Origin of the sequence: Polaribacter sp. NJDZ03 (genome assembly GCF_019263805.1) — a bacterium.
Taxonomy (GTDB): Bacteria; Bacteroidota; Bacteroidia; order Flavobacteriales; family Flavobacteriaceae; genus Polaribacter.
This window is the reverse complement of sequence record NZ_CP079195.1, coordinates 679045-703610: the sequence shown is the minus strand read 5'-3', so window position 1 is coordinate 703610 and position 24566 is coordinate 679045. Positions and strand designations below refer to the sequence as shown.

The following is a 24566-nucleotide window of genomic DNA, read 5'->3' as shown; positions in this document are numbered from 1 at the left end:
TGACACATAATGAGCGATAAAAAGAAAGCACTATTTTCAGATTTTTCTTCAGTTTCTACTGAACAGTGGATGGAAAGAGTGACCGCAGATTTAAAAGGTGCTGATTTTGATAAAAAACTAGTATGGAAAAACCTTACTGGTATCAATTTTCAGCCTTGTTATACTATTGAAAATTCAATTACACAGCTAAAAAATACAGGAGAGAATTCACAGTCGTTGGTAAACTATAGAAGTGTATCTGCTTGTTGTGGAAAATCTGGAAATGATTTAGCTCTAAAAGCAATTGAAGAAGGTATAAACGGAATCATTTTTCAAATGGTAACAAATGTATCTGTTAAAGAGCTTTTAAACGGAATAGATTTAAATGAGATTTCTGTATCCTTTAAATTATTTAATAATGCAATCCCTTTTACAAAGGAGTTAGTTGCATTTGCTAAAGGTAAAAACTTAAAAGGTTATATAGATACAGACCTGATTTCTAGTTATGTAACAACTGGTGTTTTTAATGAAAACCTTGTTGATATTACTGCAGAATTAGTGAAATTAACGAGTGATTTTCCAAATTTTAAAGCAATTTCTATTTCTGGAACGGAGTATTTAGATTCTGGATCAAATCAAGTTCAAGAAATAGCGTATACATTAAGTTCTCTAGTTTTCTTAACAGAAAAACTGAAAGAAAAAGAGATTGCAGTTCAAGATATTTTCAATAATCTAAACTTCAATTTAGCCATTGGTTTAGAGTATTTTGTAGAGATTGGTAAATTTAGAGCGTTTAATAATTTATTAGCTGAGGTTGCTGCTAAATATCAAATTACAGATTTTGCGAACACAATTACTGCAAAAACGTCTATTTGGAGTAAATCTGTAACAGATGCAGAAACAAATTTATTGCGTTGTACTACAGAAGCAATGGCTGCAATATTAGGCAATGTAGATGGTGTTTTAATTGATGCGTATGATAAAGAATTTAAAAGTGCATCCGATTTTTCAAGTAGAATAGCTGGTAATATTACAACCATTTTAAGAGAAGAATCTTACTTTGGTAAAGTTTCCAATCCTGTAGATGGTTCTTATTATATTGAAGAAGTAAGCTCTAAGATAGCCGAAAAAGCATTAGAATTATTTAAGGCGATTGAAGCAGATGGTGGTTTTTATATCAATTTTGAAAACGAAACCATTCAACAGCAAATTGCTGAAATCCGACTTCAAAAATTAAAACTAATTAGTCAGCGTAGAACCCCTATGGTTGGGATTAATAAATACCCGAACCTAATGGAAAAAGTTCCTGTAAACGTTCTTTCTTCAGGAATTACAGATGATCCTAAGGTGCTAATTCCAAGAAGAGCTTCTTTAGAAATTGAGGCAATGCGTAGAGTTACAGAAGAATTAGTAGCAGAAACTAATGTGCGTCCAATTGTTCAATTAGCCAGTTATGGAAACTTAACGATGCGTAAAGCCAGAGCAGCTTTTGCTTATGATTTTATAGGTGTAAGTGGTTTTGATGTACACCAAGAAGAAAGTTTTGCAAATGCAGCAATTGCCGCTACAGAAAGCGCAAAATCAAATTCAAATGTAGTTGTTATTTGTAGTTCCGATGAAGATTACAATGCAACCGCTGTCGATTTTGTAAAAACATTTAGAGCAATTGATACAGACAAAGTCTTACTATTAGCTGGTGCTCCAAAAAACATGGATGAATTAACGGCTGCTGGTTTGGATGGTGTTGTAAATATGAGAACAGATGTTCTTGTTGTGCTTTCTAATATTCAGAAAAAAGTTCAAAAAACCTTTAAATCTTTAGAAGTATGAAATCGTTTTTACGATTACATGTGACGATTGAAAAACAATAAAAAAGAAACACATGAAACCAGATTTTTCAGATATAAAAATAAATTCAGCTGTTAAGCAAACAGCTGCAAATGCAGAGAATCAAGATGTTTGGAATACTCCTGAAGGAATCCCTGTAAAAAAACAATTTACAAAAGAAGATATTAGCAAAGCAGAACATTTAGGTTTTGCTGCTGGTGTACCACCTTTTTTAAGAGGTCCTTATAGCGCCATGTATGCCATGCGTCCTTGGACGATTCGTCAATACGCAGGTTTTTCTACTGCGGAAGAGTCAAACGCTTTTTACAGAAGAAATTTAGCAGCAGGTCAAAAAGGACTTTCCGTTGCTTTTGATTTAGCGACACACCGTGGTTACGATTCCGATCATCCACGTGTAACGGGAGATGTTGGTAAAGCAGGTGTTGCCATCGATTCTATTTTAGATATGGAAATTTTATTCGACCAAATTCCGTTAGATAAAATGTCTGTTTCTATGACCATGAATGGAGCCGTTTTACCAATTATGGCTTTTTACATTGCAGCCGCAAAAAAACAAGGTGTTTCTTTAGATCAGCTTGCTGGTACGATTCAAAATGATATTTTAAAAGAATTTATGGTGCGTAATACATACATTTATCCACCGTTACCTTCTATGAAAATTATAGGTGATATTTTTGATTACACCACTAAAAATATGCCGAAATTTAACTCAATTTCTATTAGTGGTTACCACATGCAAGAAGCAGGTGCAACAGCAGATATTGAATTAGCATATACCTTAGCAGACGGAATGGAGTATATAAGAACCGGATTAAAATCGGGTTTAAAAATTGATGAATTTGCGCCTCGTTTATCATTTTTCTGGGCGGTAGGAATGAATCATTTTATGGAAATTGCAAAAATGCGTGCTGCACGTATGCTTTGGGCCAAAATTATAAAAACGTTTAACCCCACAAATCCAAAATCGATGGCTTTGCGTACACATAGTCAGACTTCTGGCTGGAGTTTAAGCGAGCAAGATCCTTTTAATAATGTAGCCAGAACTTGTATTGAGGCAATGGCCGCTACTTTAGGCGGAACGCAATCTTTACACACCAATGCATTGGATGAAGCCATTGCTTTACCTACAGATTTCTCTGCAAGAATTGCACGTAACACTCAGATATTTATTCAAGATGAAACTCAAATGACTAAGTCAGTTGATCCTTGGGCGGGTTCTTATTACGTGGAATATTTAACGCAAGAAATTGCGAAGAAAGCTTGGAAATTAATTGAAGAGGTAGAAGAACTAGGAGGAATGGCAAAAGCTATTGAAACCGGAGTTCCAAAATTACGTATAGAGGAAGCTTCGGCACGTAAGCAAGCGCGTTTAGATTCTGCTCAAGATATTTTGGTAGGTGTTAATAAATTTAAAACGACTGAAAAATCTAATATTGAAATTTTAGATATAGACAATACTGTCGTTAGAGATTCTCAAATAGCCCGTATAAATAAAATGAAAGCGGAACGTAATTCTAAAGCGGTTGCTGCCAATTTAAAAGCTTTAGAAGATTGTGCAGGAAATGGTAAAGGTAATTTATTAGCTTTGGCTGTGGAAGCTGCAGAAAATTTTGCTACATTAGGTGAAATATCAGATGCTTTAGAAGTTCATTTTGGAAGACATAAAGCAGATACTAAATTAATAAGCGGAGTGTACGGAAAAGAAGTAAAAAACGATGATACATTTGCAAGAGCGCAAAGGTTAACCGATAAATTTGCAGAAATAGAAGGTCGTAGACCAAGAGTTATGATTGCAAAAATGGGGCAAGATGGGCATGATAGAGGTGCAAAAGTTGTTGCTTCTAGTTTTGCCGATTTAGGTTTTGATGTAGATATGGGATCGTTATTCCAAACGCCAGAAGAAGTTGCTAAACAAGCAGTTGAAAACGATGTGCATTTTGTTGGAGCCTCTAGTTTAGCGGCTGGACACAAAACTTTAATTCCACAATTAATTACTGAATTAGAAAAAATAGGAAGACCAGATATTATGGTTTTTGCTGGAGGTGTAATTCCTGCACAAGATTATGATTATTTATTAGAAAGAAAAGTAGTAGCCATTTTTGGTCCTGGTACTGTAATTTCTGAATCTGCGATTACCATTATGGAAAAATATTTAGAGCAAGAATAAGTTTTAAATTATTAATCATTAGTGTCCGATTAATATTTTTTTTTAGTTTGATAAATCTTTCAAAACAAGGGTTTATGTGTTTTTTGATGATACCCTTGCTTTTTTTAAGTAAAATTACTGAGAAAAGGCAGACTAATTTTAATTTAAGTTACATCTCTTTGTCAAGGTGTTAGAGTCAAGTCTTGGTTCTTGATTCTAAAAGCGAAGCGGTCTTATGTCTTTTATCGGACAATAATGATTATTAATATTTAAAAGCCCAAACATTTATTTGTTTGGGCTTTTTTGTTTTTTATAATATTAAGAAAAAAAAATGAAGTGAAGCATTCTTATCACTTCGATGTGAGGGGAAGTCACATAATAAGAAAACACTTATTTTGTGTTTTCTTATCGTAAATCTTAATTTATTTAAGGATTTTTTTTAACTTATACCAAATGAATTTTAAAATGATTGATAATAAATTTGAATTATTTTTTCTTAATATGCAATAGAAATTCTAATCATAGCCTTAGTTATGGTTCTATTTTATATTAAAATATTAAGGGAAAATAAAATTATTAATACGGCTTCCAAATAGTTTTGGCAGTAGCACAAATGGTATTGCTTCCTTTAATTTTTATAGTATGTGCAAAAGAATTGTTTTCTTCAAGTTCTTGCGTTAAAGACAGAACGGTATCACCATATTGAGCTTCAGCAATAAAACGACCATCAATTTCATGTAAAAAGAAATTATCTGTAATCTCTTCCGGAATCGATTCAATTACCCATTGTAAATATCTAATATTATTTACGTGTTTATTAGCGTCTGTGTCATAGCGATTGACTCTAAATTGTTTTGTATGATGAGGTGAGTCTACAGCAATTATTTTTTTTTTAATATCACGATGAATAGAGTCTTCATTAAGACAAGACCATTTTTCTTTAATTTCATTAAAAATAGGGATTGGTTTTCTTTTATCAATATCAAAGAAAACCCATAAACCTTTTGCGCTGCCTATAATATTATTTTTTTCATCGTAAATAATATTTTCTCTATATCCTTTGATAAAAGAGTAGTGGGAGAGCCAAGTTCTGATGGTAATTTTTTCTTTATAGTTAGGATAACGGATCATTTGTAAAATGCCAGAAACTAACACCCAACCTGCATTTTTTTCTAAGAGATCAAATAAACTATGTCCTATGGAATGAGAATGATCTGCAGCCGTTTCTTCTAACAAGGCTAACATTATAGTAGGTGTTGCAAGCCCTAATTTATTCACTTCAAAATACCTTAATTCAAATTGTTTATCAAAATAATTATGAAATATCATTTTATACAATTTTTAAGATTCATGAATTTTTAATTCAGTTTAAAAGAATTTTTAAATTCCTCTATAATTTGTTGCGCCGCTTTTACAGGCGAAATTTTAGCAGTAACAATATCTTTTTCTAATTCTGAAAGTTCTCTTTTAATATTATTAGAACCATAAAACAAATGTTTTAATTCTTCATTAATATTATTATACATCCATTTTATTTGTTGATGGTTTCTATTTTTTAAGAAAAAACCATTATCGTCAACTAATTTTTTAAATTTTAAAATTTCATCCCAAACGTTATCAATTCCAATGTTTTTTATGGCTGAAGCAGTACTTGCTACTGGAGTCCAACCAGACTCTGAAGCCGGAAAAATATGTAGTGCATTTTGGTATTGTCTTTTAGCTAGTTTACTCATGGTAATATTATCGCCATCGGCTTTATTAATGACTATCATATCTGCCATTTCCATAATTCCTTTTTTAATTCCTTGTAATTCATCTCCTGCTCCAGCTAGCATTAAAAGTAAAAAGAAATCTGTCATTCCGTGAACCGCAGTTTCAGACTGACCAACACCAACGGTTTCAATTAAAATAACATTGTAACCTGCGGCTTCACAAAGCAACATGGTTTCACCAGTTTTATTAGAAACACCACCTAAAGTATCGCCAGAGGCGGAAGGTCTAATATAGGCTTCTTGCAAAATAGACAATTCGTCCATTCTTGTTTTATCGCCTAAAATACTTCCTCTAGAACGCTGACTACTTGGGTCTATAGATAATATGGCAACTTTGTGACCTAATTTAACCAAATGCAAGCCGAAGACTTCTATAAAGGTACTTTTACCAACGCCAGGAACTCCTGTAATACCAATACGAATAGATTTCCCAGAACTTGGTAATATTTCTTGAACAATCTCTTTAGCGACTATTTTATCACTTTCTAAATTACTTTCAATAATAGTAATTGCTCTAGACAGAATTACTCTATCACCTTTTAAAACACCATCTATATAAGCTTGTGCAGGTAATCTTTTTTTAGGTTTGTAGTTTTTCATTTTAGAGATAGAAAGGTAGGTTTATTGCTAGAATTCCGTGTCTAACAAAGATACTAAAAATGAAAAAAACACCACTAATTAAAGGGTGTTTTTATAGTATGATGATGTTGTTTAATTCGCCATGAATTCACAAATTATTTAATGTAGTTTACTTGAGTAAATGCACGGATAAAAAAAATAGAAATTTTCTGTAGTCTGTTAGAGCGTAGTCGAGAACTATATTGTTATTTAAAAATAGGTTTCGACTGCGCTCAACCTGACATTTAGTTTTTTTTAAGAACAATTAATTTTTAATCTTAATAGCTTTTAATTTAATAAGACCTAAAAAATCTAAAACTTTTATAATTACATACGTCATGTCTATTTCATGCCATTTTACACCAAAATTAGGGCTACTAGCATGTTTGTGGTGATTGTTATGGTAACCTTCTCCCATCATTAAAAAATCGAAGTGAAAAAGATTCTTACTCGTGTTCTTCATTTTAAAGTTTACATACCCATAAATATGTCCAAACCAGTTGATGATTACTCCGTGAATAGGTGCCATTAAAAAAGCAATTGGTAATAATAACCATTGCCACCAAGCAGTTACAAAAAAGACAAAGAATAAAATGTAAAAGGTAATCCAAAGTAAGCGAGAAAAACGAGAACCAGCAAAAGAATCAAAAGATTTCCATTGCGGTACATTTTTAGTAAAACGTTCATCAATAGCAATACGTTGCTCGTTTATATCTTGATAAATAGTTTTCGTTTTCCACATCATTGCAAACATATTTGCATCGTAAGAAGGAGAGTGTGGGTCTTTTTCTGTATCTGTATACGCATGGTGCATTCTGTGCATAATTCCGTATCCGTAAGCGCTTAAATAACTAGATCCTTGAAAAACCCAAGTTAAAATAAAGGTGATTTTTTCCATGGTTTTAGACATGGTAAATACTTGATGTGCCGCATAACGATGTAAAAAGAAAGATTGAAAAAACAATCCTCCATACCAAAGCACTATAATAAAAATAACTACTGCCATATTTAAAATTTTTGACAAAGGTAGTCTGCTATTTTAGGTGAAACAATGAACCTAAATCAATAAAAAAAGACTAGTGCGCTTTAATAACCAAGAACCAAGACTCGTTTTTATGATAAAAAGGACACCCAAAAGTGTTATAAAATGTATAGATATTATTAAATACGTTTTCTAATTCGGCTTAATGCTTGTGCGGTTATACCAATATAAGAACTAATATATTTTAACGGAATTTCTTTTAAAAGTTCTGGACGTTCCTTAAATAATTTAAGGTAACGTTCTTCTGCCGTAAGATTTAGTAAATTCTGTTCGCGACTAGATTTTATTAGAAACAACCGTTCTGCAGTTAACCGACCAATTAAATTACCAATTTGTGTTTTTTTATAAATTTCTTGTAAATCTGAATAAGAAATACTTAAAATGGACGTTTCTGTAAGTGCTTGCAATTCGTAAGCAGAAGGTTTTCTGGTTAAAAAAGAATCGTACGCACTAATAAATTGATCTTTAAAACTAAAACCAAAAGTAATTTCTTTTTCAGGATTTTCTTTAGGGATATACAAACGCACCACGCCAGATTCTATAAAAGAAATATAATTTTCAATTTCGTCTAATTTTAAGAAAACAGTTTTCTTTTTAATGATACGAGGCTGTAATTTAGACGTAAAAAAGACCCAATCTTCTTGAGATATGTTGGCTATTTGCTGCAAGTATGCTTTTATCTGTTCCAAATGTGTTTTTAGACTAAAATAGAGTTACAAATATACGTATTTCAAAAAATACAATACCTCTTATTTAGATGGATAAGAGTTAATTTTTGTACAATTTTAAAAGTTGATAACTGTAATTATTATCGTTTGTATTTAATTTTCTTATAAATTTGTATTTATGACCAAAAATCTTCCTCATTTACTATTCGAATCACAAAAACCAAATAATATAGGTATTGAAATATTAACGATAGAAAGTCTTTTTGAACGTAAGGATGATCAAGAACATAATCCGGAAAAAGCGCATCAAGTTGCATTTAATATGATTGTGTTTTACACAGAAGGTGTAAGTAAACATTTGGTTGATTTTGTTTGGCATCCTGTTAAAAAAAACACCATTATTCATATTTCTAAAGGTCAAGTGAATGCTTTTCAGTTTAATGATAAATTAAAAGGGTTTATTGTTTTATTTACAGAAGATTATTTAAAAAAGCAGCTAAACTCCTTGCCAAAAAATGAAATTGATAGATTGTTTAATGCACAATTATTTTCGCCAATAATGCAAGTGCCAAGAACTTCTAATGTAGCGGAGTATATTCAATTATTTTATGAAGAATATAGAGATACAGAAGAAGATTACAACCAAGAAAGTACTTACAATGCGTTGTATTCTATCATTTTTTCTAAGCTAGAGCGTTTAAAACAATATCAAACTTTTCATTTAAAACATTCCGATAAATTAAATACATTCTTAAATTTTAAAGCTTTGTTAGAAACTAATTATAAGCAAAGTAGAAATGCTGATTTTTATGCAGAAAAACTAAACATTACCTACAAGCATTTAAATACCATTAGTAAAAGCATTATTTCATTAACTGCTAAACAGTTTATTGATGCATTTTTAGTTTTAGAAGCAAAACGTTTATTGATGAATTCTGAAATTAAAAGCACAGAATTGGCTTATTTGTTAGGTTTTGAAGAACCTACAAATTTTGTAAAATACTTTAAGAAGCATACAGGTTTTACTCCAAATCAATTTAAAAAAGAATATATTTAGTTTTTGGGTTAGATATTTACCCTTTTTATAGAGATATTAACCTTTTAAAGTTCTGACTATTATTGGAATTTTGTATCCAATTTAAAAATCAATTAGAATGAAAAGAAAGGTTATAGTAGTTTACATTGAGTTAAAAAAGATCAAAAGAAATAATAATATTTTATCTATTCTTTAAAAGAATAGAAGCATTAAAAGAAAGCCGTTTTGTAACCTAGCCTAAAGAGGGGTTATAAATTTAATTTTTCTGATAATTATCAATAGCCACATGTCCCCATTCAGCAATAGATTTTAGTAAAGGAATTAATGTTTTTCCAAATTCGGTTAAAGAATATTCTACTTTTAAAGGTGGTTTTGTTGTGTAAACCTTTCTAGCTACAATGCCGTCTTCTTCTAACGTTTTAAGTTGCAAACTTAATGTACGTTCTGTTACCGTTGGCATCATTTTTCTAAGTTCGTTGTAGCGTAATTTACCTTCAATTAAATGAAATAAAATAACCGTTTTCCATTTTCCTCCAATTAGGCCCATAGTAATACTTGCACAACATGGATATTCTTTACCGTTTACTTGATACATAATTTTAATTTTTTACTCAAAAATAGATACTATACTTTCCGACCGTTATTGCAAAGATAAAATACTATACTTACTTTTGCAACTATAAAATTTATAGTAATAAAGAACCATCATAAAATAATATAAAAAATGAATTTAACAGAAACATTAAACTGGAGATACACTACCAAAGAATTTGATACCTCAAAAAAAATATCTGCTTCAGATATGGCAGAAGTAAAAAATTTATTAAGGATGAGTCCGTCTAGTGTAAACTTACAACCTTGGCACTTTATTATTGCAGAAACAGCAGCAGGAAAAGAACGCATAGCAAAAGGTACGGAAGGGTTTTATCACTTTAACAAACCTAAAGTTGTTAACGCATCTGCAGTAGTATTGTTTTGTTCTAGAACAAGTGCAGATGATGTTTATATGAAACATCTTTTAGAAGTGCAGGATAAAGATGGAAGATTCCCTAATGAAGACATAAAAAACGGAATGTATGGCGGAATGAATGCTTTTGCAGATATTCATAAATACGATTTAAAAGACGTACAACATTGGATGGAAAAGCAAGTCTATTTAAATATTGGTCAATTTTTATTAGGAGTTGCAAGTTTAAATATTGATGCTACACCAATGGAAGGTTTAGATATGAAAGCTTTAGATGAGGAGTTTGGTTTAAGAGCAAAAGGATTTACAGCAATTACCGCTGTTTCTATTGGTTACAGAACAGCTACTGATTTTAATGCTACAGATAAAACGCCAAAATCTAGATTACCAGAAAGTGAAATATTTACTGAAATATAAACGTAAACCTATTTTTAAAATTTATAGAATTAGGTATCTAGAAATATAGCATTAACCATAAAACTTCTTTTTAAAAGGAGTTTTTTTGTTTATAGGTTCTATATTAACCATTTTTAATCCGATATCTATCTTAATGAAACGGGTATTCTATTCTAATTTTGCATCATAAATAATAACAATTTTAAAAATTATGAAACAAACAATTATAGCAATAACAGTAGTATTTGCATTCACATCTTGTAAAACTATAAAAACAGATAATAATCAAAATTTAAAAGAAGGTATAAAGATGGAAACAATCAGTAAATTATCGAATAAACAAAAAACATTAGCCGTATTAAAGAGTATAGAAACTGGAGATAAAAATGCAGTGGCTTTTATTAACCCAACTAATTATACACAACATAACCTTGCGGTTGCAGATGGTTTAGCAGGTTTTGGCGCTTTATTAAGTCATGCTCCAGAAGGTGGCTTTAAAGTAAATACAGTAAGAGCTTTTGAGGATGAAGATTATGTTTTTACACAGACAGCTTATGATTTTTTTGGTCCAAAAATAGGATTTGATATTTTTCGTTTCGAAAACGGACAAATTGTAGAACATTGGGACAATCTAACAGCAGTTTTACCTAAAAATGCTAGCGGACATTCACAAATAGACGGAACAACAGCAATTACAGATTTAGATAAAACGACTGCTAATAAAACATTGGTACATAATTTTGTAAAAGATGTTTTAATTGATGGTAAAATGGAAAAACTATCTAATTATTTTGATGGAGATAACTACATTCAACACAATTCACAAATTGCAGATGGTTTATCTGGTTTAGGCGCGGTTTTAGAAGGAATGGCAAAACAAGGAATTGCTATGGTTGTTACAAAAACGCACAAAGTGTTAGGACAAGGGAATTTTGTATTAGCCATTAGTGAAGGAACTTTTGCTGGAAAAGCAACCTCTTATTACGATTTGTTTAGAGTAGAAAACAATAAAATAGCAGAACATTGGGATGTTATGGAAACCATTTTAAAAGAGTCTGACAGAAAAAACACCAATGGGAAGTTTAATTTTCATAATTAATTTTCAACTCTAGAATTAAAGTGTCATTATATTTCACGTTTAAATCCACCTTTTTAGGTGGATTTTTTTATTTTTATAATATATAGCGAGTTTGTTTGTTCTTATAAAAGTAGACTTATCTTTGCAAAAAATATATTTAATGTCAAAAACTTTTTCATCTTTAGGAATTCATAAAGAATTAGAAGCACGTTTAGCAAAATTAGAAATTACAGTTCCTACTGCGGTTCAAGAAAAAACCATTCCTTTTATCTTACATAAAAAGAAAGATATGGTGGTTTTAGCAAAAACAGGAACCGGAAAAACAGCTGCTTTTGGTTTGCCTTTATTGCAAAAAATTAAAGCAGATGAAACACATATTCAAGTTTTAATTTTAGCGCCAACAAGAGAATTAGGACATCAAATTTATGACAATTTACTTTCTTTTTCTTCGGATGAACAAAAGGAGAAAATAATATCTATTTGTGGTGGAATCCCAATAAAACCGCAGATTGAAGCGATTAAACAGCAACCTAGTATTGTAATTGCAACTCCAGGTAGATTGGTAGATTTGATGAAACGTGAAGCGATTGATATTACAAAAATCAACTACTTTGTTTTAGATGAAGCAGATGAAATGGTAAGCGCTTTAAAGGAAGAAGTAGATGCTATTATAAAAGAAATTCCGAATGTTAGAAGAACGTTGTTGTTTACAGCAACAATGCCAGGAACCATCAAGCAATTGATACAAAACTATATGTCTAAACACGTAGAACATATAGAAACGGATATGGATTCTGTTGGGCATCAAGGCATCGATCATCAATATGTGGTGGTAGAACCGATAGAAAAATTGAATGTTTTAATGCATTTTTTATCGACTAAAGAAGGAGAACGCGGAATTATTTTCTGTAAAACCAAAGCAGCCGTTAATAAATTAGCTAAAAATTTAGCGATTAATAAATTTTCATCAGGTGCTTTACACGGTAGTTTAACTCAAGGGATTCGTGATCGCGTAATGGGACAATTTAGAGAAGGAAATATTGATATTTTAGTAGCAACAGATTTAGCTGCTCGTGGTATTGATGTAAAAGAAATTTCTTACGTAGTAAATTACCATTTACCAGACAAATATGAAACGTATGTACATAGAAGCGGTAGAACGGCTAGGGCAGGTGCAACCGGACTTTCTTTAAGTGTGATACAACCAGAAGAATTAGAAGAAATTCCTGAATTTGAAGAAGATTTAGGGTTGGTTTTTAAAGAATATAAAAAAGCAGATGCACAAAGTATTGAAGATAATAATACAATTCTGTGGGCTAAAAAAGTGTTTAAAGCAAAACCAAATCGTGCTATTTCAGAAGATTTAAAAGCAGAGATTAAAACGATATTTCATCATTTAACCAAAGAAGAATTGGTAGATAAAGTTTTGTCTAATTATTTAGCACAAACAGCTAGTGCAAAGACAAAACCAGCGATAATTAAAAAGAAGAAAAAGAAATAAACAATATTATTTACCACAGAGGAACATAGAAAACATAGACTATATGAGCTATGTATCTATGTGGTGATTTTTGTAAATAGTAAGTTATATAAACTGTCAATGGTAGATATAAATATTTAAGTTCGTCTTAATTTTATTCAACCAGACATCATTAAAAAAGTAAATGATACCATTTACTAAAAAAAGAAATAAGTATGGCAAATAACATTAAAAGTCAACAAGATATATTATCAAAATTGCAGATTGAAGAGTTAAATCAAATGCAAAAAGAAGCGATTGCTACCATTAATAAAAACGATAATGTAATTTTACTTTCGCCAACAGGAACAGGAAAAACATTGGCTTTTTCTTTACCTTTATTAGAACTTTTAGATCCAAATTTAGAAGAAGTACAAGCTTTAATTTTAGTGCCTTCTAGAGAATTGGCAATTCAAATAGAACAAGTAATTCGTTCTATGGGTTCTGGCTTTAAAGTAAATGCGGTTTACGGAGGTAGACCGATGTCTAAAGATAAGATAGAATTAAAACATATTCCTTCAATTTTAATAGGAACACCGGGTAGAATATCTGATCATTTTGCAAACGATCGTTTTTCTAAAGAACATATTAAAACCTTAATTTTAGATGAATTTGATAAGTCTTTAGAAGTTGGTTTTGAATATGAGATGCGTAATATCATCAATCAATTATCTTTAAATAAACGCATATTAACTTCTGCAACACAAGGAGTTGAAATTCCTGATTTTGTAGGTTTAAGTAAACCAAACACCGTTAATTATTTAAAAGCGGTAACATCAAAATTACAAATAAGAACAGTACTTTCTCCAGCTAAAAATAAACTAAATACCTTATTACATTTACTAAATCATTTAGGAAATAAACAAGGAATTGTTTTTTGTAATTTAAAAGATTCTATAAATAATGTAAGTACATTTTTAGAGAGCAAGAACATAAAACATGGTTGCTTTAGTGGAGGAATGGAGCAAAAAGATAGAGAACGTTCTTTAATTAAATTTAGAAACGGAACCAATCAATTATTAATTGCAACAGATTTAGCAGCAAGAGGAATTGATGTGCCAGAAATGAGTTTCATCATTCATTATGAATTGCCACAAGCAATTGAAGAATTTACTCATAGAAACGGACGTACAGCAAGAGTTTCTGCAGAAGGAACTGCCTTTGTTTTAAAATGGAAAGAGGAACGTTTACCAGATTTTATTAAACATGCAGATTTACAAGACATTTCTAAACAAGCAGAAAGAAGTCCTGTTTTTTGGGAAACATTATTTATTTCTGGCGGTAGAAAAGACAAAATTTCTAAAGGAGATATTGCAGGTTTGTTTATAAAACAAGGAAAATTAAGTAAAGATCAACTGGGTGACATAGAGTTGAAACAAGATTGTGCTTTTGTAGCAGTACCATCAACATTAACAGCCGAATTAATTGAGAAATTAAACAATTCTCGTTTAAAAAAGAAAAAAGTTAGAATTTACGAAGTGTAAGAGTATGAGTAATAAAGAATTAAAATCAGAAGTAAATTCGTGTATCAATACCCTTCAAAAATTATTGGAGGATACGAATCAGCTTTTTGAATTGCCAGAAGAACAAAGAGTCGCACTTTTTAAAGTTGCTGGCGAATTGTCTCGTCCAAATCGTGATGAATTTCAACGCAGACGTAAAGACGCAAAAAAAGCAGCAAAACGTAAAATGATTGAAAGCGATAAACACGCTAGAAAATCAACAGGGATTCGTTCTGCAAGAGAGGCAGCTTTATTTGTGGCACCTAAATTATTAGGGGCAGCAGAATTAAATGAAGATACACCAGAATTAGAATCGCCAAGAAATTGTTATGTATGTAAAACGGTTTTTACCAAGTTGCATCATTTTTATGATACGATGTGTACAGAATGTGGCGATTTAAATTATGCAAAACGTTTTCAAACTACAGATTTAAAAGGACAAGTAGCTGTAATCACAGGTTCTCGTTTAAAAATCGGATATCACATTACGTTAATGTGTTTACGTTCTGGAGCAACGGTTGTAGCAACAACTCGTTTTCCTGCAGATTCTGCGATTCGTTTTGCAAAAGAAGAAGATTATAAAGATTGGAGCCATCGTTTGCATATTCATGGTTTAGATTTAAGACACATACCAAGTGTAGAAATTTTCTGTAATTATATAGAACAAAAATACGATCGATTAGATATTTTAATCAATAATGCAGCGCAAACAGTAAGAAGACCATCTGGTTTTTATTTCCATTTAATGGAGAACGAAAAGAAACCGATAGATCAATTACCAAAGTTAGCACAAAGGTTATTACAGGATCACGAAGGCTGTTTAGAAGAATTGTCTAGCTTAAGTGTATCTACTGCTAAAACCGATAAAAACAACGTGTTGCCAGTTACTTGGCACGGACCAGAACCAGGAATTGGTTTGCGTAATTCTGCTGAATTATCTCAAATTCCGTATAGTTTTGACAACTCATTACAAACGGCAGAAGTTTTTCCGGAAGGCGAATTAGATGCAGATTTACAACAGGTAGATTTAAGAAAAACAAATAGCTGGCGTTTAAAATTAGGCGAAATCGAGACGACAGAAATGGTAGAAGTTCAGTTGGTAAATGCTGTTGCTCCGTTTGTGTTGTGTAATCGTTTGTCTAATTTAATGATGAAAGAAAATACGGGTAAAAAGCATATTATCAACGTTACAGCGATGGAAGGGAAGTTCCACCGATTTAAAAAGGTAGACAGACATCCACATACAAATATGGCAAAAGCTGCCTTAAATATGTTAACGCATACTTCGGCTTCTACATTTGCAAAATCGGGTATTTATATGAATGCTGTTGATACAGGTTGGGTTACAGATGAAGATCCTGCAGAATTATCTAAGCACAAAGTAGAAACACATGATTTTCAGCCACCGTTAGATATTGTAGACGGAGCTGCAAGAGTTATGGATCCTTTAATTGATGGAATTAATACCGGAAAACATTGGTCTGGTAAATTTTTAAAAGATTATTTTCCGATTGATTGGTAGTCTCATTTAAACAATAAAAAAAAGCTCAACTATAATAGGTTGAGCTTTTTTTTTGTAAAATTTTATACCGTTACGGTTTTCCGTAAAAGAATTATAAAATTTATAACTATTCTTACCTAAGCTATATTGTTAAAACATTGTTTTTAAACAATTTAGTGGTAGATATTGTCTAGTATAAAACGAAAACTATGATTAAAAGAACGCTATTTTTTTCTAATAAATATTCTTTAACAACAAAATTGGAGCAACTTGTAGTTAAAAATGAAAAAAAAGAAATTAAAACAGTACCCATAGAAGATATTGGTTTTATTGTAATAGAAAACCAAGAGACCTATATTTCTGTTCCGGCACTTTCTAAATTAGCGGCTAATAATGTGAGTGTTATTTTTTGTGATAATAAACACATGCCACAAAGCATGCTTTTAAACTTAGATAATCATCACATACAACAAGAATTATTTAAACATCAAATAAATGCTACAGAACCACTAAAAAAACAACTATGGCAGCAAATAATAAAGTATAAAATAGAAAACCAAGCTTTACTTTTAGAAAAACAAGGAAAAATAAATACGCCTTTAAATCATTATAAAACGAAGGTTTTAAGTGGCGATATAGATAATAGAGAAGGAGTAGCGGCAGCTTATTATTGGAAACATATTTTCGACTTTAATTTTAAAAGAGAAAGAGTAGGCGTGTACCCAAATTTATTTTTAAATTATGGTTATATAGTTTTAAGAGCCGCAGTTGCAAGAGCACTTTCTGGTAGTGGCTTATTAAATACGCTTGGTATTCATCATCATAATAAATACAATGCGTTTTGTTTGGCAGACGATATTATGGAACCTTACAGACCTTTAATTGATGCAAAAGTTTTAGAAATTATAAACAAATATGATGAGCACGATTTAATAACGCCCATTAAGCTAGATTTATTAAGTGTATTGACACAAACTGTTTATTTTGAAGATAAAAAAAGCCCATTAATGGTCGCTTTAAGCAGAACAACAAGTTCTTTACAGCAATGTTATGCAGGGAAAAATAGAAAAATTCTATATCCAAAATTATGGATTTAAATGCATACAGAATTATGTGGTTATTTGTTTTTTTTGATTTACCAACCGATACTAAAATAGACCGTAGAAATGCGCAATTGTTTAGAAAAAACTTATTAAAAGATGGTTTTACAATGATGCAATTTTCTGTTTATATGCGTCATTGTGCCAGTAGTGAAAGTGCGGATGCTCATGAAAAACGTATAAAAGCTTTATTACCGCCTTACGGAAAAGTGAGTATTTTAAGAATTACAGATAAACAATATGGTAATATCATGAATTTTTGGGGAAAAGTTGCTACTCCAAAAGAACCACCTCCATTGCAATTAGAACTTTTTTAATCGAGGGGAGGTAGGCAAGTATTTAATACATAGTTATTTGCTTCTAAATAAAAATATTTATTTCCGTGCCATAGCTAATGCTCTTGGGAACAGATTTATTGATTAGGAAACAAAAAATACTTCAAATAAAGCAATTATGTCTTTACAAGAAGCATTTTTTATATACGATATTTCACTCTAAAACCATGATTACTAGTAGTTAACATAATAACTAATATCGTTTTTTCTAATCTTTAATCAAACCACAACTTAGTAAAGATTCCGAGCAAAATCTTTAATAATATCGTTTTTTCTAATCTTTAATCAAACCACAACTCTTGTGCATCACTTTCTAAGGCAGTTTCAATATCGTTTTTTCTAATCTTTAATCAAACCACAACTCAATCAAACGAGGTTCTGCACTATCTGCAAATATCGTTTTTTCTAATCTTTAATCAAACCACAACTGTAGCCGTATCTCTTTCTGTAGTAATATTAATATCGTTTTTTCTAATCTTTAATCAAACCACAACAAGGGAACGGCGCACAACTTACAAATGTAGAATATCGTTTTTTCTAATCTTTAATCAAACCACAACACCTACCGCTGTAGATTTTAGATAGCTGCCAATATCGTTTTTTCTAATCTTTAATCAAACCACAACAGCAAAAACATAGCTAGTCTAATTGTTTTTAATATCGTTTTTTCTAATCTTTAATCAAACCACAACACAACATCCTTTAATAAATTAGGAATAGCAAATATCGTTTTTTCTAATCTTTAATCAAACCACAACTGTAAAATCATTCCTGTAAGCATCTCCAAAAATATCGTTTTTTCTAATCTTTAATCAAACCACAACAAGATGTAACCTTCCCAAGCAGATTGTAAAAATATCGTTTTTTCTAATCTTTAATCAAACCACAACATCTATATTTAAAAAAGAAAGTAAAATTAGAATATTGTTTTTTCTAATCTTTAATCAAACCAAATTTATAAAACCCGTATTTATAAATCCTTACCAAATCTTTTTCTGCTTCAATAGATAGCTTATACAAATACATTATTTTAAATTGCTTTTAACTTCAGCTAATAATACTTCTTTATTTTTATTACTAAAACCACTTTACTCTCTTCGTTTTATTTTTAGTCGTACAAAATTATAATATTCTTTTTTATTTCGTGCTTGTTTTATAAGGTAATTGATAGCCTCACTTTTACTGTTAAACTCGTCTTCTGATATTTTTTTTTTAACCATTCATCATTTTTTTTAGAGAAGTAAACACTTTGCTTAGTCATAATTTCTAAATTTAGTAATGTAAATTAACATCAAATATCATAAGTTATATCATTATTTTATATAATTTAAAGAGTAATTGATATTTAAATTACCTAAAGCATCAATCTTGGCAGGTATTATTTTCAAAGTTGATGGACTTCTTCTTAAAACTACTTCGGTTAAATCGGATAAATTATTTTCATTTTTAATTGCTTTTGCTTTATCAACATTTCCTGCAGCATAATTATGTCTAGATAAAACGAAAATCCCATTCTCATTAAATTTGATTATTTTAAATAATCGATTTTGCAAATCTAACTTGTTATTCCAAACCACCTCTTCCAAAGGGTCTTTATCAAAAATTAAAAACATATCATCTTGGTGAAGCTTTAGAACTAAATGACCTTCTTCTTTTTCAAAAATATTTTTCACAATATTATAATGATTTATCAACTTAAAATCTCTATTTTTAAATTTACCTTCTTTATTTGGCAATAAATCTCCAAAAATTCTCGCCTCATAATTGGTATAGCTTTCTTTATCATAATAATAATCTTGTTTATAGTCAAATTTTGATTTATCAATAGCTCTAATCTCTTTGTAATCTTTAAGATTCGATTTAGAAGATTGTAATCTAATGCGTTTAATTACCATTGTACCAATCATTTTTTTCTTTTTCTCATCAAAATATTCTGGCAATATTATAGCAGGATATTCGCTATCTTTATTCTCATTTAACAATAACTCTAATCCTTTTGTTCGGGTTAAATTAGTTACCTCATTAATAATTTTATTTTTATAGTTTTCACTCTTCTTAATATCTATATCTTTTTTTATAATAGAATCATAAAGTATATTTGTAAATTCTGATGTTTCTGAATATTCAGAAAAAATTGTTTCTATTGTAATACCCTCAACTACAATTTCTTTCTTCTTATCTGTTTTCTTTATTTTGTCAAAAACCCGAAAAGCAATTCCTTTTTTATGTTCCATTTCCTTTTCTTTTGCATCTTCATCTCCTTTTACTTGAAACTCCATTAGTTTTTCCCAACCTTTTAAGTCGGCAAGAGCAATTAATCTTGTTTTGATTCCATCATCAATTATATTTTCAATGTCCTTTCCAGTAATACTACCAATGGATTTTCGTTGTGCAAAAATCAATTTATCATTCTTTTTAATATGTGCATAGGGGGTTTGGCTGTTTAGTTTCCCTTTTAAATTCAGCTTTTTAGGTTGCTCTTTTTTTAGATTTTCAAGTAATGGTTTAATTCTGTCTATTTGTTTGTGATAAACAAAAACCTCCTTATGTAAATTATGCATCCTATGAGCAAAATCAACCATTGGTTCTTTTAATTTATATTTAGGATTGTTATTCCCTTTAAAATAATCACTTTCATATTTATGAAATGCTTCAGAAATCCAATTTGCAGTTCCTTTTTCTACACAAGCAACTGTTACAGCATCAATACAATGATGAATATGATTGCTCCTGTCTTTTTTTGCATATTCACCTTCCAGTCCCCACATTTTTCGTAAGGTATCGGTGATTTTTCCGTTAACTACATTTACGTTATTGAAGTATGATTTTAAATAAGCCCTTGCGTATTTTGAAATAATACGAGTATCTACCAAATTTGCATTTGTAAACCTCTGTATAATTTCTTCTGTTTCAAAGGTTTTATATTTTGCGCTTAAATAATCTAATTTCATTTTAGTGTAATGCGCTTTTGTCATTACCTCACTATGACTTATAGGATCTGAAATTGCCTTGGCTGCATTTTTAAATTTGTTATACGCTGCTTTTAGACTTGACAAACTCACATTCCAATTTGGTATATTACTTTTAATCGAATAAGACCTTAAATTAGCATCTCTATTATTTAGTATGGAAGCTTTGTTGATTTGCTCTCCATTAAAGTTTACATTTAACAAACCTGGTAAAATATCTTTTTTAATTTTTCTATTAAATTCTGCATTTGCTAAAGTTTTATTGCTTAAAGAATTATCGTGGAGTTTACTTCTAGGAACTGTGTGCTCGATATCATAAGTCGTTTTATCTCCTAAAAAATCACAAATAGAAATTGGTTTAAAACTGGTGTATAAACATTGATGATTTTGTTCCTTCCATAAAATGTATTTTACAACATCTGAATCTGATGGATTTATTTCATGCTGACATTCTTTTGGATAAGTTTTTATAATTTCTTTCTTTGCCCAATCTCTTATAGATTCTTGGTCTTTTTGCCATTCTGATAAAGCTCTACGATAACTTGCACTATTAATTTCTCCCGCAACCTCTACATTAACAAAGGTATCTTTATCTACAACACCTTCTTTTATCAACTTATTACACAATCGTTTAATTTGATGCATTGCTCTATTAAAAACAGGATTTTTAATAGAGCTTATTTCAGGATTACCTAGTTTTTTATGCGCTTTTGGATAGGCTTCCATTGCAGATGGATGATATAATTTTGTTATATCGATTCTATCGTTTGGAAAAACTTCTTGTAATTTATTTAATATGAAATTGGGGATTGTTTCAGTTTTTAAATAGGAAATTTCTTTTGGTAATTTATTTAACGCTTCTTTGTAAAATAGATTCCAACAATCTTTAAAAATATCATCTTGTTTAGTTTTAGATAGTTTTTCATACTGCCTTTCTCCTAACCAGTTTATTAACTCAAATTTAAACTCTTTTTTAAAGATTTCAATACTGTACTCATCTTCTCCAAGAATAACATCTTTATTTTCTTCTTTGTTCTTTAACAGACTGATGAAGTTATTCAAAATACCTTTAATTTGCTTCTCTACTTTATGCTCTTTCAAAGATTTAACAACAGCATTAGTAACTGTTACTTGCTCTTTTTCTGAGAGTTTATGACCTAAAACATCTGAAATATTTGCTAAAAATACTGCATGCGTATAAATTTCTCCTTTCTGAAGAAATGGTATAATTTTTTTTATTGCTGCTTTACTTAAACTACCGTAGCTTTTTACTAATTTAATTTTTTGAAAGTCTTCTATATCTTTTTCATTTAAAACTAAATGTTTTCTTGCAAAATCAGCTCTTCCTTGTTTCTTATCTTTTTGTCCAAAAGAATCCAAGAACAAACAATGCCATATATCTTCAATGCTTATTTGCGCTTTTTCTTTTTCATCATTATAACCAGAATTTAAAAATGGATAATTATAATATTCCTCTTTTCCTAAAACTTTTATTAAATGAGATGTCGTAGGACAAGCAGAAAATTTTTTGTCAATAGGGAAATTAAAAAATATTTCAGCGACTCCTCCTTCAACAGGTTTAACATCTTTTTTAAAAAACACCTCTTTAGTTTTCTTAATGTAGCTATAGGTTTTATCTCCGCTTAATAACGAAGCAATCTGTCTAAATTCAAAATCACCTACCTTTAAGAAAAGTGTTTTTATTTTTTCTTTTTCCTCTTTTGTTAAAAATTCTAAGTTGGCATTCTCACTTCTTGAAATTTTAATTCGATTGATAGATTCCCACATCCTGAATTCTTCAAAAAGAGGATGTGATAAAGCAATTCTTTTTCGTTTGGGTTCTAAAGGACATTTAGCAACAAGTCCTTTTTGAGATTTTAAAGGGCGTTGATAAAAAATAGCATTATGTAATTCTGTTCTTAATTCACCATTAATATTTTGTTTGTTACAAATAATATTAAATTCTTCTAAATAATGTTCATTTCTATGTGTATATCGTCCTCTTATTTTAGTAATTAGTCCAGTCTTTTTGTCTGCTTTGGTATAGATTGAGTAAAAATAACTTCCCATTGTTGGAGCACATTCTCCTTTTTTAGCAGCTGTTTTAATTTCTTTTGAAAGCTCATTTATAGCTTTTAAAACTTTACCTTGATTATCTGGTTTATCAAATTCAGTTATTATAAAGCTTTTTATTTTTTTAAATTCAATTTCCTTTTTAAGTTCTCTGTTAATTTTACTACCTAATGTCTTTACTTTTTTGTCGGATTTTCTACTATTTAAAATTACATCAAAAGGGTCTTTAAATGCGCCTGAATCATTTACTTCTTCTAACAATTTTATTACTTCAATTTTAAACAGCTCTAATTTATCTTCTGTTTGTTCTTCATCAGAATTAGATAAATACCCTCGTCGTTGTGCTAAATGGTAAAAAACTCGACCTAATTGCAAACGTCCTTGTTTAAAATCCATTAAACCTTCTTTGGTTGCAGCTAAATGACGTAAATAGTAAGGCTGTTTTAAGTGTTCAACTTTACCTTTTCCATTTTTCTTACCCGTTCTTTGCCATTCAATAAAAGCATCATTTTCACATGGGTATATTTTTTTGTTTTTCCACGTATTAAGTTCTCCTTCTTCAAAAGTTGGACACAAACCATATTTATTTAGAACCTTTAACGTAGCTATTTTTCTTAAAATAATACGCTGTAATCTTACTCTAGCACTTCTAAAACCTCTACGCTCTGCTGCTTTTGAATTTTCATCAGCATTTACACCTTTAGGAAAAATATAACTTCCTTTTGTTGGAATTAAATTGTTATTCTTATCATATTTCTCTAAAAAATTATACTTTTTGTCTGCTTTTTTTAAAACTGCCCAACCTATACTATTTGTTCCTAAATCTAATCCTAATTTTATTTTGCTCATTATTTTTTTATTTTATATTCAAAAAAACATTACTTTTACACTAATCAAATCACAATAAGGCACTTGTTTGCAAGATAGCCGTTGGAATAATCTGATTGAAGTGATTCAAGAAGTACCTATTTAGAGCCCTCTTAATTGAGGGTTCGTTGTTTTATAGCTTTTATTAAAATTTCACTGAAAAATCTTTTGTTATAAAATTACAATAAAATTTTATTTTAAAATTACTGTTTTCCGTAAATCCAATTAGATTTAGTTTAATCTTACCACAATAAGGCTATATGCCGTAGATGAAAATCTTTAGTCCTCTTCGGTAGGACTTTTTTTATACTCTTTTAGTAATTATTTAGGAAGTATGCACCAAAATCAGTAACTTAGAAGAGTTACTTTAATGTAACATTATTTATGAACCTTTTAAATTTATACAATTATGTTGGCATTTAGAACAGAAATTAGAAACTCTCCCAAAGAACAAACCTTAAAAATCTATTTAAGTGATACTACATTAGATATTGCATTAAAAAATTTGTTAGAAAACATTAATGGTGTTCGTGTTGTAGAAGTACAAGAAAGTATAAGTAGAAATAGAGTTGAAGAAAATGTAACTGTATTTAAAAATGAAGACTTGTCTATCAGTACATTAAAGGATAGAATAGATGCTTTTTTAGAAATTTATTTTGAAGAAGTAAGTAGGTAAAATTGGTTTTTTAAACCGACTATAAGTCGTTTTTTATTCTAAAGAATAAAAAATCTAATAAAAAACAGAAAAGAAAACAATTAAATGCTTGTATATTAGAAAAATGGAACCATCTTTGCAATATAATTAGTATTATAAATTTAACAACATTATTATGAGTAAAGGTACAGTAAAGTTTTTCAACGACACAAAAGGATTTGGTTTTATTACTGAAGAAGGAGTAAGCAAAGATCATTTTGTACACGTTTCTGGTTTAATTGATGAAATTAGAGAAGGTGACGAAGTTGAATTCGATTTACAAGAAGGAAACAAAGGTTTAAACGCGGTTAACGTAAAAGTTATCTAAGAAATATACTTAAAGTTTTATAAAAGCCCATCAATTAATTGATGGGCTTTTTTTTTATTACTATTTTATAGAATAGCTTAGTCTTAAATTATCTAAGCTTGAAAAAAGAATTAAAAGAAGGTTGTCTG

18 protein-coding genes and 1 CRISPR repeat array are annotated in these 24566 nt (G+C 30.0%); of the genes, 12 read left to right on the top strand and 6 right to left on the bottom strand.

Annotated features, from left to right (window positions below):
• Positions 1-9 precede the first annotated feature (9 nt).
• A complete protein-coding gene (locus KV700_RS02975; RefSeq protein WP_218599092.1) occupies positions 10-1809 on the top strand; it encodes a methylmalonyl-CoA mutase family protein in 1800 nt (599 codons plus the stop codon).
• Between the two features lie 52 nt (positions 1810-1861).
• Positions 1862-3994, top strand: a complete 2133-nt coding sequence (scpA, locus tag KV700_RS02970; protein ID WP_218599091.1) for a methylmalonyl-CoA mutase — start codon at positions 1862-1864, stop codon at positions 3992-3994.
• A 555-nt stretch (positions 3995-4549) separates the two neighbouring features.
• Here the strand turns inward: scpA and KV700_RS02965 are convergent.
• From KV700_RS02965 to KV700_RS02950, 4 genes are all read right to left on the bottom strand, one after another.
• A complete protein-coding gene (locus tag KV700_RS02965; RefSeq protein ID WP_218599090.1) occupies positions 4550-5302 on the bottom strand; it encodes an acyl-[acyl-carrier-protein] thioesterase in 753 nt (250 codons plus the stop codon).
• Positions 5303-5331: 29 nt separating this feature from the next.
• Complete coding sequence (gene meaB / locus KV700_RS02960) at positions 5332-6345, bottom strand: methylmalonyl Co-A mutase-associated GTPase MeaB (RefSeq protein ID WP_218599089.1); 1014 nt, start codon at positions 6343-6345, stop codon at positions 5332-5334.
• Between the two features lie 283 nt (positions 6346-6628).
• Complete coding sequence (locus KV700_RS02955) at positions 6629-7369, bottom strand: acyl-CoA desaturase (protein WP_166387077.1); 741 nt, start codon at positions 7367-7369, stop codon at positions 6629-6631.
• A gap of 155 nt (positions 7370-7524) precedes the next feature.
• On the bottom strand, positions 7525-8094 hold the full coding sequence (locus tag KV700_RS02950) for a Crp/Fnr family transcriptional regulator (RefSeq protein WP_218599088.1): 570 nt from the start codon (positions 8092-8094) through the stop codon (positions 7525-7527).
• A gap of 157 nt (positions 8095-8251) precedes the next feature.
• Between KV700_RS02950 and KV700_RS02945 the strand changes: the two genes are divergently transcribed.
• Positions 8252-9130 carry an AraC family transcriptional regulator gene (locus KV700_RS02945; RefSeq protein ID WP_218599085.1) on the top strand — a complete coding sequence of 293 codons (879 nt, stop codon included), beginning with the start codon at positions 8252-8254 and terminating at the stop codon, positions 9128-9130.
• A 235-nt stretch (positions 9131-9365) separates the two neighbouring features.
• Here the strand turns inward: KV700_RS02945 and KV700_RS02940 are convergent, their stop codons facing one another.
• Positions 9366-9704 carry a helix-turn-helix domain-containing protein gene (locus KV700_RS02940; RefSeq protein ID WP_166387083.1) on the bottom strand — a complete coding sequence of 113 codons (339 nt, stop codon included), beginning with the start codon at positions 9702-9704 and terminating at the stop codon, positions 9366-9368.
• Between the two features lie 129 nt (positions 9705-9833).
• Here KV700_RS02940 and nfsB point away from each other — a divergent pair, with 129 nt between their 5' ends.
• The 7 genes from nfsB (at position 9834) to cas2 (ending at position 17489) form a co-directional block, all read left to right on the top strand.
• Entirely contained in the window at positions 9834-10493 is a 660-nt protein-coding gene (nfsB, locus tag KV700_RS02935; protein ID WP_218599082.1) for an oxygen-insensitive NAD(P)H nitroreductase, read from the top strand.
• Positions 10494-10683: 190 nt separating this feature from the next.
• On the top strand, positions 10684-11571 hold the full coding sequence (locus KV700_RS02930; protein ID WP_254712961.1) for a hypothetical protein: 888 nt from the start codon (positions 10684-10686) through the stop codon (positions 11569-11571).
• Between the two features lie 139 nt (positions 11572-11710).
• Positions 11711-13051 carry a DEAD/DEAH box helicase gene (locus tag KV700_RS02925; RefSeq protein ID WP_218599081.1) on the top strand — a complete coding sequence of 447 codons (1341 nt, stop codon included), beginning with the start codon at positions 11711-11713 and terminating at the stop codon, positions 13049-13051.
• 194 nt (positions 13052-13245) lie between these two features.
• Complete coding sequence (locus KV700_RS02920; protein ID WP_218599078.1) at positions 13246-14553, top strand: DEAD/DEAH box helicase; 1308 nt, start codon at positions 13246-13248, stop codon at positions 14551-14553.
• A 4-nt stretch (positions 14554-14557) separates the two neighbouring features.
• The gene (locus KV700_RS02915; protein WP_218599077.1) at positions 14558-16093 is read left to right on the top strand and encodes an SDR family NAD(P)-dependent oxidoreductase; all 1536 of its coding nucleotides are present in this window, start codon (positions 14558-14560) and stop codon (positions 16091-16093) included.
• A 188-nt stretch (positions 16094-16281) separates the two neighbouring features.
• Positions 16282-17169, top strand: a complete 888-nt coding sequence (gene cas1 / locus KV700_RS02910) for a type II CRISPR-associated endonuclease Cas1 (protein WP_218599076.1) — start codon at positions 16282-16284, stop codon at positions 17167-17169.
• Positions 17160-17489: a CRISPR-associated endonuclease Cas2 gene (gene cas2, locus KV700_RS02905; protein ID WP_218599074.1), complete on the top strand. Its 330-nt coding sequence runs from the start codon at positions 17160-17162 to the stop codon at positions 17487-17489. The genes cas1 and cas2 overlap by 10 nt, the downstream gene beginning before the upstream one ends.
• A gap of 213 nt (positions 17490-17702) precedes the next feature.
• Positions 17703-18463: direct repeats of the CRISPR family, unit length 36 nt; unit sequence AATATCGTTTTTTCTAATCTTTAATCAAACCACAAC.
• Between the two features lie 357 nt (positions 18464-18820).
• Here the strand turns inward: cas2 and cas9 are convergent.
• Positions 18821-23398, bottom strand: coding sequence for a type II CRISPR RNA-guided endonuclease Cas9 (cas9, locus tag KV700_RS02900; protein ID WP_218599072.1), 4578 nt, complete (start codon positions 23396-23398; stop codon positions 18821-18823).
• Positions 23399-23825: 427 nt separating this feature from the next.
• On the opposite strand from cas9, the gene KV700_RS02895 reads away from it, so the two are divergent.
• Together KV700_RS02895 and KV700_RS02890 are read left to right on the top strand one after the other, a co-directional pair.
• Positions 23826-24092 (top strand): hypothetical protein, encoded by a 267-nt coding sequence (locus KV700_RS02895; RefSeq protein WP_218599071.1) that lies wholly within the window; start codon positions 23826-23828, stop codon positions 24090-24092.
• A gap of 154 nt (positions 24093-24246) precedes the next feature.
• Entirely contained in the window at positions 24247-24438 is a 192-nt protein-coding gene (locus tag KV700_RS02890; RefSeq protein WP_068448022.1) for a cold-shock protein, read from the top strand.
• Positions 24439-24566: the final 128 nt, after the last annotated feature.